8 protein-coding genes are annotated in these 10,370 nt (G+C 74.7%); 1 reads left to right on the forward strand and 7 read right to left on the reverse strand.

Features of this window, described 5'->3' with window-relative positions:
• The 3 genes from AB0H87_RS23530 to AB0H87_RS23540 form a co-directional block, all read right to left on the reverse strand.
• Positions 1-944, reverse strand: a 944-nt coding sequence (locus AB0H87_RS23530) for an amidohydrolase family protein (protein ID WP_360149343.1), incomplete at its 3' end; no start/stop codon positions are given.
• A complete protein-coding gene (locus tag AB0H87_RS23535; protein ID WP_360149346.1) occupies positions 937-3,231 on the reverse strand; it encodes a 1-deoxy-D-xylulose-5-phosphate synthase N-terminal domain-containing protein in 2,295 nt (764 codons plus the stop codon). The genes AB0H87_RS23530 and AB0H87_RS23535, both read right to left, overlap by 8 nt.
• Positions 3,228-4,520, reverse strand: a complete 1,293-nt coding sequence (locus AB0H87_RS23540; protein WP_360149349.1) for an amidohydrolase — start codon at positions 4,518-4,520, stop codon at positions 3,228-3,230. The genes AB0H87_RS23535 and AB0H87_RS23540 overlap by 4 nt, the downstream gene beginning before the upstream one ends.
• A gap of 164 nt (positions 4,521-4,684) precedes the next feature.
• Here AB0H87_RS23540 and AB0H87_RS23545 point away from each other — a divergent pair, with 164 nt between their 5' ends.
• On the forward strand, positions 4,685-5,536 hold the full coding sequence (locus AB0H87_RS23545; protein WP_360149352.1) for a fumarylacetoacetate hydrolase family protein: 852 nt from the start codon (positions 4,685-4,687) through the stop codon (positions 5,534-5,536).
• Here the strand turns inward: AB0H87_RS23545 and AB0H87_RS23550 are convergent.
• The 4 genes from AB0H87_RS23550 to AB0H87_RS23565 all read right to left on the reverse strand — a co-directional run.
• The gene (locus AB0H87_RS23550) at positions 5,521-7,314 is read right to left on the reverse strand and encodes a S9 family peptidase (protein WP_360149355.1); all 1,794 of its coding nucleotides are present in this window, start codon (positions 7,312-7,314) and stop codon (positions 5,521-5,523) included. The two genes, AB0H87_RS23545 and AB0H87_RS23550, sit on opposite strands and share 16 nt — an antisense overlap.
• The gene (locus AB0H87_RS23555) at positions 7,307-8,419 is read right to left on the reverse strand and encodes a zinc-binding dehydrogenase (protein WP_360149358.1); all 1,113 of its coding nucleotides are present in this window, start codon (positions 8,417-8,419) and stop codon (positions 7,307-7,309) included. The genes AB0H87_RS23550 and AB0H87_RS23555 overlap by 8 nt, the downstream gene beginning before the upstream one ends.
• A complete protein-coding gene (locus AB0H87_RS23560; RefSeq protein ID WP_360149361.1) occupies positions 8,419-9,393 on the reverse strand; it encodes a C-terminal binding protein in 975 nt (324 codons plus the stop codon). The genes AB0H87_RS23555 and AB0H87_RS23560 overlap by 1 nt, the downstream gene beginning before the upstream one ends.
• Positions 9,390-10,370: aminotransferase class V-fold PLP-dependent enzyme (locus AB0H87_RS23565; protein ID WP_360149364.1), on the reverse strand; the 981-nt coding region annotated here is incomplete at its 5' end. The genes AB0H87_RS23565 and AB0H87_RS23560, both read right to left, overlap by 4 nt.

Genomic DNA, 10,370 nt, shown 5'->3' on the forward strand with positions numbered 1-10,370 from the left:
CTGAAGTCCGCCAGGCGGCGGGCCACCTCGCGGCGCGGTGCGTCACGCAGCGACATCGGCACGACGAACGTCGGCAACGGCGTCGGGCCGTGGGTGAACGGGAAGACGTCCAGGCGTGCCCGGGTCGGGCAGGCGCGCACCACGTCGACCGCGCGGTGGAACAGCGACTGTGCGGTCTCCGTGGGGCGCCGCACGAAGTGCGACAGCTGGAGCCGGCAACCGGTCCGGTCGGCAACCGTCACGGCCTCCGAAGCGGCCACCTCGATCGCGTCGGTCCGATTGCGACAGTGCGAGGCGTAGAGCCCGCCCCGCTCGCCCACCGGACCGGCCACGGCGACCAGCTCCGCGGTGTCGGCCGCCAACCCCGGTGCGTATTCGAGCCCGGTGGAGAGGCCGACCGCACCCGCGTCCATCGCCTCCGCCGCCAGTCCGCGCAGGCGGGACAGCTCGGCGCGCGTCAGCGCGCGGGACTCGAACCCCGCCACCGCCAGCCGCAGGGCGCCGTGCGCGACGAGCGGGAACACGTTCACGCCGACACCCCGGGTCCGCAGCGCGTCGAGGTAGTCCGGGAACGTCCGCCAGCTCTGCGCGGAGTCCCAGACCGCACGCCAGCCCGGGATGTTCGTCGGCACCAGGTCGGCGGACCGGTCCGTCACCGGCGCCACACCGTGGCCGCAGTTGCCCGTCACCACGGTCGTGATGCCCTGCGCCACGCTGCTCTGCGCCCGGCCGTCGACGGCGAGCGTGAAGTCCGCGTGCGAGTGGATGTCGATGAAACCCGGGCTGACCACCTTGCCGGATACGTCGAGCGTGCGCTGCAAGCGCAACGTCCCCGGCGCGCCGACCGCCGCCACGAGCCCGTCGGAGATCGCCACGTCAGCGGCCACCGGCGGGCCGCCGCGACCGTCGACGACGGTGCCGCCGGCCAGCAGCAGCTCAGCCACGGAGCGCCACCGCGGACAGGGCGGCGTTGACGATCGCGCCCGGCTCCAGGTCGTGCAGCGCGTACAGGTCGGCGACGCTGCCGGACTGGCCGAAGCCGTCGACCCCGAGCGGCACGCACGGCACGCCGAGCGCCGAGCCCAGCCAGGCCATCGCGTGCGAGGCCGCGTCGTGCACGGTCACCAGCGGCACGCCGGGCGCGAACGCGGTCCGCAGCGCGCCGGGCAGGGCCGGCACGCGCGCCGACCGGATGCCGGTGCGGACGGCGGCCTGCCAGTCCGCGTACAGCCGGTCCAGCGACGTCACGTCCACGACGTGCGCCTCGACGCCCTCCTCGGCCAGCTCCTCGGCCGCCGCGAGCACCTCGGGCAGCACCGCGCCGCTGGCGGCGAGCTGGACCACGGCCGCCGGGCCGGCGTCGCGCAGCCGGTAGGCGCCGGCCAGCACCTGCCGCCGCAGCACCGCGTCGCCGAGCCGGGCCCGGGCCGCCTCGAACGGCGCCTGGTCGATCGGGCGCGTGGTGAGCCGGAAGTAGAAGGCACCGCGACCCGCGGCGACCTCGCCCAGCGCGGCGCAGAGCTGCCAGTCGAGCGCGGCGCCGTACGCCGGCTCCGCGAACGTCACGCCGGGCAGCTCCAGCCCGATCGAGGCGGTCAGCGTCGACTGGTGCGCCCCGCCCTCCGGCGCCAGCGTGACGCCCGACGGCGTGCCGGCGACCACGAAGCTGGCACCGCTGTAGGCCGCGTAAATGAACGCGTCGAGCCCGCGGCAGACGAACGGGTCGTAGACCGTGCCCACCGGCAGCAGCGGCTGGCCCGACAGCTCCCCGGCCAGGCCGAGCTGGCCGAGCAGCATGAACAGGTTCATCTCGGAGATGCCCAGCTCGATGTGCTGCCCCTCCGGGCCCTCCACCCAGCGCAGGACAGGGTCGGTGGACCACGTCGTACGCGCGTCCGGCGCGAAGATGCCGGTGCGGTTGATGAAGCCCGCGAGGTTGGTCGAGGTGGCCACGTCCGGCGCCGTCGTCACCAGGTACGGTGCCACCGCCGGGTCCCGTGCCAGGTCGGTGAGCACGCGCCCGAACGTCTCCTGTGTGGACGCCCGCGCACCGACCCGCACACCGGACCGCGCGGGGACGACAGGTCGCGGCGGTTCCGCGACAGCGGGGCGGGCCAGCGCGGCCTGCCGCGCGGCGACCAGCGCACCCGCGGGAGTCGTCGGGTCGAGCCGGTCCCACTCGTCGTCCGTCGTCAATCCCGAGGCGGTCCGCAGCGCGTCGATCTGCTCCCCGGTCAACAGCGCCGAGTGGTTGCGCGGATGGCCCGCGGCGGGCAGGTGCCAACCCTTCACCGTGTACGCGAACACGACGCTCGGCCGGTCGGTAACCCGGTCGCACTCGGCGAAGGCGTCGAGGAGCGCGGCGACGTCGTGCCCGCCGAGGTCCTGCAGCAGCACGGCCAGCTCGTCGTCCGGCACGTCGGCGACGGCCGCGACCACCGGCGCCGGCGCCCCGTCGAGGAACTGCTTGCGCAACGGCTCGCCGGTCAGCCCGAACAGCGACTGGTAGTGCTCGTTGGGCATCCGGTCGATCCAGTCCCGCAGCGCCTCACCGCCGGCGCGGGCGAACGCCGCCCGCAGCTTCGAGCCGTACTTGACCTCGACCACGTGCCACCCGGCGGCGGCGAACTGCGCCGCCCACTGCGCGACGCGGATGCCGGGCACGACCCGGTCGAGCGACTGCCGGTTGAGGTCGACGACCCACATCACGTTGCCCAGACCGGCGGTCGCGGGATCGGCCACCGCCTCCCAGACGCTGCCCTCGTCCAGCTCCGCGTCACCCAGCACGGCCACGAACCGGCTCGGGGCACGCGGCCCGAAGTGGGCGTCCACGTACCGCCTCGTGGCGGCGGCGAACAGCGGTGCGGCCGCCCCGAGCCCGACCGAGCCGGTGGAGAAGTCGACGCCGTCGGGGTCCTTCGTGCGCGACGGGTACGCCTGCAGCCCGCCCCGGGCGCGCAGCCGCGTCAGGTAGGACCGGTCGAGGTCGCCGAGCAGGTAGGCGATCGCGTGGAACACCGGCGCGGCGTGCGGTTTGACGGAGACCCGGTCCGCCGGACCCAGGTGTCCGAAGTAGAGCGCCGTCAGCACCGAGACGAGCGACGCCGACGACGCCTGGTGGCCGCCGACCTTCACACCGTCGCCGGTGTCGCGCTCGCGGTTGGCGGCGTCCACCATCCGCACGGCGAGCCAGAGCACGCGCCGCTCGATCTCCCGCAGCTCGGCGCTCATGCCGGCCGCCCCGGCAGGTACGCCAGCGCGGCGCCGACCAGGGTCTCCACGCCGCGGCGCAGGGTGGGCAGCCGGTCCGGCGCGTAGAACGGGGTGTGCTGCCCCGGCATCCGGGCCATCCGCTCCCGCAGCTCGCCGCTCGCCGCGTCCCACAACTCCGGCGCGGTGCTGCCGTAGAACCACATGGTCGCCGGGATATCGGCGCCGAGGTAGGCGAAGTCCTCGCTGCCCTTGTTGGCCTCGGGCAGGTCGATGACCTCGTCGGCCCCGAACAGCTCCGCGTGCACCGCGCGGACCCGGGCCGTCACCGCGGCGTCGTTGTCCACGGCGATCGTGTGCTCGCGCAGCTCGATCTCCGGCGGGCGCGGCGCCCGGCCGGTCGCGGCCACGCCGTTGACGATCCGCTCCATGGCGGCCTGCAGTTGGTCGATCACGGGCTCGCTGGTGGCCCGCAGCGTCACCTCGAGCACCGCCTCGGGCGGGATGATGTTGGGCCGGGTCCCGGCGTGCACCGAACCCACGGTCAGCACGGTCATCTCGTCAGGATCGACCTCGCGGGCCACGATGCCCTGCAACAACACGATGGTCTGCGCGGCCAGCAGCACCGGGTCGACCGACCAGTGCGGCGCCGCGCCGTGCGCGCCGCGCCCGTGGATGGTGATCCGGAAGTTCCGGCAGGCCGAGTAGGCGATCCCCGCCTTGTGGTGCACCATCCCGGTGCGGGTCACCGCGCAGTGCTGGGCGAGCACCACGTCGGGGCGGGGGAAGCGGTCGAACAGCCCGTCGCCCAGCATCGCCTTGGCGCCCTGCATGGTCTCCTCCGCGGGCTGTGCGATCAGCACGAGCGTGCCGCGCCAGCGGTCCCGGTGCGCGGCCAGCAGCCGGGCGGCGCCGACCAGGCTCGCGGTGTGCAGGTCGTGGCCGCAGGCGTGCATGACGGGGACGGTCGTCCCGTCGGCGCGGGTGCCAACGGCCGTGCTCGCGTACGCCAGACCGGTGTCCTCGGCGATCGGCAGCGCGTCGAAGTCGGCGCGGATCCCGACGACCGGGCCGGGCCCGTTGGCCAGCACGCCGACGACGCCGAGCCCGCCGACACCGGCCGTCACGTCGAGACCGGCCGCCGCGTAGCACGAGGCGACCATGCCCGCCGTGCGGACCTCGGCACCGGACAGCTCGGGATTGGCGTGCAGGTCCTGGTAGAGCGCGTCGACCTCGGGCAGCAGCCCGTCGAGGTCGGCGAGGACCGCGCGGGCACGGCCGGCGGCCTCCTCTGGTGACTCGGTGGCCATCGGTGCCTCCCCTGTGGAGCGAGTTCGAGCGACAGACTAGCTTTCGCTCTCGGGCGTACTCAAGGAAACTCTGGCTTGTTTTCGAAACTCTATTGACTAGTCGAACACTTGGGCATGATGCTGAAGCGGGCCGGGTGGCCGGCCCTACGAGCAGGGAGCGGCACATGCGGATTGCCAACGTCGCCGGCCGGTTGACCATCGTCACGCCCGCGGGCGGCATCGACGTCGAGCACGCGAGCGGCGGCCGCTTCTCCGCGGATCCGGCCGCCGTCTACGAACGATGGGCCGAGTTCGCGGCCTGGGCGGCGGACGTCGCACCCGGCGGCGAGCCCATTGACGAGGCCACCCTCGGTGCGCCGTCGCCTCGGCCCGCGCAGGTCTTCGCGATCGGCCTCAACTACGGGGCGCACGCGCTCGAGGCCGGCTACGACATCCCCGAAGTGCCGATCACCTTCACCAAGTTCCCGACCTGCATCACCGGCCCGCAGGGCGAGCTGCCGATCCCGGGCGACCGCGTCGACTGGGAGGTCGAGCTGGTCGCCGTGGTGGGCCGGCGCGCCGAGAACGTCAGCACGGCCGACGCCTGGACCTACGTCGCGGGCCTCACCGTCGGGCAGGACTACTCGGAGCGGCGCGTGCAGACGCTCGGCCAGACACCGCAGTTCAGCCTCGGCAAGTCGTTCCCGGGCTTCGGGCCGACCGGCCCGTGGCTGGTCACCCTCGACGAGTTCGACGACGTCGACGACCTGCTGCTGGAGTGCACGGTCAACGGCGCGCTGATGCAGTCCGGCCGCACCCGCGACATGATCGTCTCGGTGCCCGGGATCCTGTCGCGCCTCTCGGCGGTCTGCCCGCTCCTGCCGGGAGACCTCGTCTTCACGGGTACCCCCGAGGGCGTCGGCTCCGGCCGCACACCCCCGATCTTCCTGCGCCCGGGCGACGAGGTGGTCAGCACCGTCGAGCGGATCGGCGCGATCCGCCAGCGGTGCGTGGCCGCCGCTCACGCGTTCGTCTGACCCGACGGGCGCAGGTGGCGGTCGAGGAACGCGTCGACCGCCGCCGCGCGGCGGGCCCGGCTCGACGGGCGGCCGTGCAGGTTCATCAGGTGGCCCTCGCCCGGGATCCGGACCAGTTCCACGTCCCGACCCAGCAGGCGCAGCGCCGCGTGCATCTGCTCGCTCTGCGCGATCGGGCAGACCTGGTCGCGCTCCGCATGGACGAGCAGCAACGGCGTGCGGATCCGGTCCGCGTGCACGAGCGGCGACCGGTCGACGTACCGCGGTGAGCTCCACGGTGCGCCGCCCATCGGCAGGTCCCAGAACGGCGAGCGCCACGCGGCCAGGAAGTCGCTGATGCCGTTCTCGCTGACCGCGCAGGCGAACCGGTCCGTGTGCGCGATCGCCCACTGGGCCATGAAGCCGCCGTAGCTGACTCCCCAGACGGCCATCCGGTCCGGGTCGACGCCGGGCAGCGCGGCCGCCGCGGCGACCGCCGCGGTGACGTCCTGCCAGTCGACCCCGCCCCAGTCGCCGCGGATGGCGGTGGCGAACTCCTCGCCGTAGCCCTGGCTGCCCCGCGGGTTCAGCGTCAGCACCGCGTAGCCGCGCGCGGCCAGTCGCTGCACCTCGGCCGTGTGCCGCCAGCCGACCGCGCCGTGCGGCCCGCCGTGCACGTTGACCAGCAACGGCTGCCGGCCGCCGCCGTGCGCGGTCAGCCAGGCGTCGATCCCCGGGACGGGCACCGGCACCATCGGTGCTCCAGCCCGCACGGCGGCAGGGTTGGCGTCCGTCACCGCCCGGGAGCGCCCCATCGGTTCGTCGGCCACGTGCACGTCGCCGGGGTTGAGCGCGTCGCTGCGGACGAACGCGAGCCGCCCGCCCCCGACCGATGGTGACAGGCACGTGTGCGCACCGTCGAACACCCGGCCGCTGCGGCCGGACGAGGGGGCGAACCAGGCCAACGGCCCGCGCCCGCCGACGGCGACCTCGGTGTAGATCCGGCCGCTGGCGGCCGACCAGACCACGGGCGCGTCGCCGGTGCCGCGCGGATCGTCGCCGCGGACCGGGTTGCCGAGACCGTGGAGCCAGTCCGCCGTCAGCTCCGCGGCCGGGTCGGTCAGGAACAGCCGCAGGTTCACGTCGCCGGCGTCGCCGTGCTTGTGCCCGAGGTAGGCCAACCGGGACCCGTCGGGGCTCCACGCGAAGCCGCGCACCGGGCCGGCACCGTCGGTGACCCGGACGATGTCGTCGGGCCCGGTCGCCACGCACAGGTCGCCCCAGCCGCCGAACCGGTCGGTGAGGAACGCGAGGCGGCCGCCGGAGGACCACTGTGGACCATGAGCGTCGCCGGGCACCGTCCATCGCGGGCGGCCGTCGAGATCGACGACCTGGACCCGCCGGTGACGGCGGTAGAGCCCGGGCAACCCGTCTATCCGCATACCATCAGCTGATTGCACCGCCGCCGCACGCGCGACCGCCAGCCGGCGACCGTCCGGCGACCACGCCGCCTCGGTGACGCCTCCCCCGCCCTGGCGGGCGATCTGCCGCTCACCGCCGGTGGTCACGTCGACCAGCCAGAGCGTCTCGCCCCGCGACACCGCCAGCAGGCGCCCGTCCGGCGACCAGCGCGGCGCGGCGCCCGCACCCAGCCAGACCGTCGGCCCGCCGGCGGTCGGCACGACGCCGACCCGGGACACCACCTCGTCCGCGTCGTGGTCGAGGGAGCGCGAGACGTACGCGACCCGCGTGCCGTCCGGCGACAGCCGCGGGTCGGCGAGCCAGCGCAGGTCAGTCACCGAAGTCGAGCACCGCGGTCAGCGGCGAGTCCTCGGCGAACAGCGCACGGTAGGCCGTGGGCGCGTCGGCGAACGGCACCCGGACCGCCTTCATCACGTCGAGGTCGACGCGCCCCTCGGCGAGGAGGCGGACGAAGTGGCCCATGTTCCGGTTCTCGGTCCAGCGCACGACGCTGATCGGCAGGTCGACGTTGTTCTCCTCGTAGACCGGGTCGTAGCGGCCCGGCCCGTACGCGATCGACGGCACGAACGTCGCCTGCGCGCCGAAGAACCGCGCCCGGTCGAGGTCCATTCCGAAGTCGCCGAGCGCCACCACCCGCCCGCCGGGCCGCAGCAGGTCGAACGCGAAGTTCACGAGCGTGCTGCCCGGGTCGGCGGCGGCCACGATCACGGCGTCGACGCCGAAGCCGCCGGTCAGGTCGCGTACCCGGGACAGCCCGTCAGCGGTCGTGCCGGTGAGCGTCGCGACCGCACCGAGCTGGGTCGCCAGCGCGAGCCGTTGCCTGTTTGTGTCGAGCGCGACCAGGTAGATGCCCGCCGAGGCCGCCAGCTGCGCGATCAGCAGGCCGAGCATGCCGCTGCCGAAGACCGCGACGGTTTCGCCGAACCGCGCCTCGGTGCGCCGCAGCGCCTCGATCGAGACGGCGCCGAGCGTCACGTGCGCGGCGGCCGCCAGGTCCACCCCGGCCGGCACCGGGACGGTCAGGTTGCGCGGCACGGCGACCAGATCGCAGTGGTACGCGCACTGGCTGCCGCTGCACGCGACGAGGTCACCCGGCCGCAGGTCGAGCACGTCCTCCCCCACGGCGACGACCGTGCCGGCCAGGCTGTAGCCGAGCGAGGCGGCGTCGTCCGGCGGCATCTGCGGCATCCGGGTCTGCCCACGCACCGCGCCGGAGCGCACCGTCCGCCAGGTATAGGCGGCGTTCGGATACTCGTGCGCCTCCGCGACGCTGGTCCGGGTGGCCCGCACGATCGACCGCTCGGTGCCCGGGCTGATCACCGAGTAACGGGGCCGGACCAGCACGTCGCCGGGCCCCGCGACAGGGTCGGGCACCTCGCGCAGGATGATCTCGCCGCCCTGGGCGAGCACCCGCCGCGCCATCAGCGCGCCACCCGGGCGTGCGGCCGGACCTGCGGGTTGACGATCGCGTCGGTCCAACCCGTGCGCAGCCACTCGACGGTGGCGCCGTAGACCGCGCGGCGCAGGTCGCGTCCCGACTGCGGCGAGTTGGCGCCCTCGTGCGGGGTGAGGATCACGTTGTCGCGGCCGCGCAGCGGGTTGTCGGCCGGCAGCGGCTCCTGCTCGAAGACGTCCAGCGCGGCTGCGCCGAGCCGGCCGGCGTCGAGCGCCGCGACCAGCGCCGCCTGGCTGACCACCCCGCCGCGGCTGGTGTTGACCAGGGCGGCATCCGGCCGCATCAGCGCGAGGGAGTCCGCGTCGAACAGGTGGTGGGTCTCCGGGGTGAGCGGCACGTGGACGCTGACGAAGTCGGACGACGCCAGCAGCTCCTCGAACCCGACCTGCCGCACCGAAGGGTTCCGGACGACCGGGTCGTAGCCCAGCACGGTCGCACCGAACGCGGCCGCGACCTTGGCGACGTGGCTGCCGATCCGGCCGAGCCCGACGACGCCGACGGTGCTGCCGGCGAGCCGCCTCTGCCGCGCGGGACCGTGCCGCCACAGGCCCTGCTGGCCCTGCCGGTCGCGGTAGACCACCTGGCGCGAGACGGCGAGCAGCAGCGCCATCGCGTGCTCGGCGACGTCCTCGGTGCAGTACGCGGGCGCGTTGGCCACCGCGATGCCCAGCTCGGTCGCCGCGGTGACGTCGATCTGCTCGTAGCCGACGCCCCAACGGATCGCGAGGCCGAGCTGGGGCAGCCGCTCCAGCACGTCACGGGTGAGGTGCGGGGTCCACTCGACCCAGATCACATCGGCGTCGCCCGCCGCCGCGACCAGGGCGTCGCCGTCCGCCGCGCGGACGACGGTGAGGGAGGCGCCGGCCTCGGCCAGCCCGGCCTCCTCCTCGTCGTACGGTGCGAGGTCGCCGACGTACTCGAGCTGCACGACCGTGCTCATCGGGTGCTCCCTCTTTCCAGGTGCGGCGCCAGCACGTCCGCGACGAGCCGGGCCTGGGACAGGTCGTTGTAGAGATGGAAGGACAAGCGGATCAGGGCGGCGGCGCCGGTGGGCGGCACCGAGGTCACGATGTCGGCCGCGCGTAGGGCAGCCGCGGCGCCGCCGGTGACCGGGACCGCGAGCACCGACGAGCCGGTGGGCGGCAGGCCGAGCAGCTTGGCGGCCTCGTCGGCGAGCCCGACGCACCAGTCGCGCCGCTCAGCGGCCGGCACGCCGACCAGGAACTCCAGGGCGGGCACCGCGCCGACCCAGGCGTGCCAGGCGAGCGAGACGTCGTACCGGGCCGCCGTCGGGGCGAGGTCGGCGAGCGTGGGCCCGTAGTAGTGGGCGTACGCGTCGCCCGCCGAGCGCCACGACGCGACCGCCGCCGGCACCTGGTCCCAGCGCTCCCGGGCTACCCGCATCAGCGCGACCCCACGCGGACACAGCAGGTGCTTGTAGGCCGCCACGAGCACGTAGTCGAGGCCCAGCGCCGCCGCGTCGATCGGCAGCACGCCGGCCGCGTGGGTGGCGTCGACCAGCACGGCCGCGCCCACCGCCCGGGCCGCGGCCGCGACCGCCGCGAGGTCCTGCACCCGGCCGTCGTTGGAGCGCACGTGGCTGGTCACCACGAGCGTGGTGGACGGCCGGACCTCGTCGGCGAGCGCGTCGAACGGCACCTGCCGCACCCGCACACCCCGGGCCTGGGCCACCACCAGCGCCGGCAGCAGCACCGAGGCGAACTCGCCCTCCGGCACGAGGATCTCGTCGCCGGCCGCGAGCGAGCCGAGCACGACGCCCGCCCCGACGGACACGGCCGGCAGCAGCGCGATCTCGTCAGCCGGTGCGCCGAGCAGCACGCCGCGCACCAGGCCGCGCGCCGGGTGCTCCGGAAGACCAGCAGGCCGATGACGACGGCGCCGAGGACGGAGACCGAC

This window comes from Asanoa sp. NPDC050611 (assembly GCF_040654855.1).
In the GTDB taxonomy this organism is placed as follows: domain Bacteria; phylum Actinomycetota; class Actinomycetes; order Mycobacteriales; family Micromonosporaceae; genus Asanoa.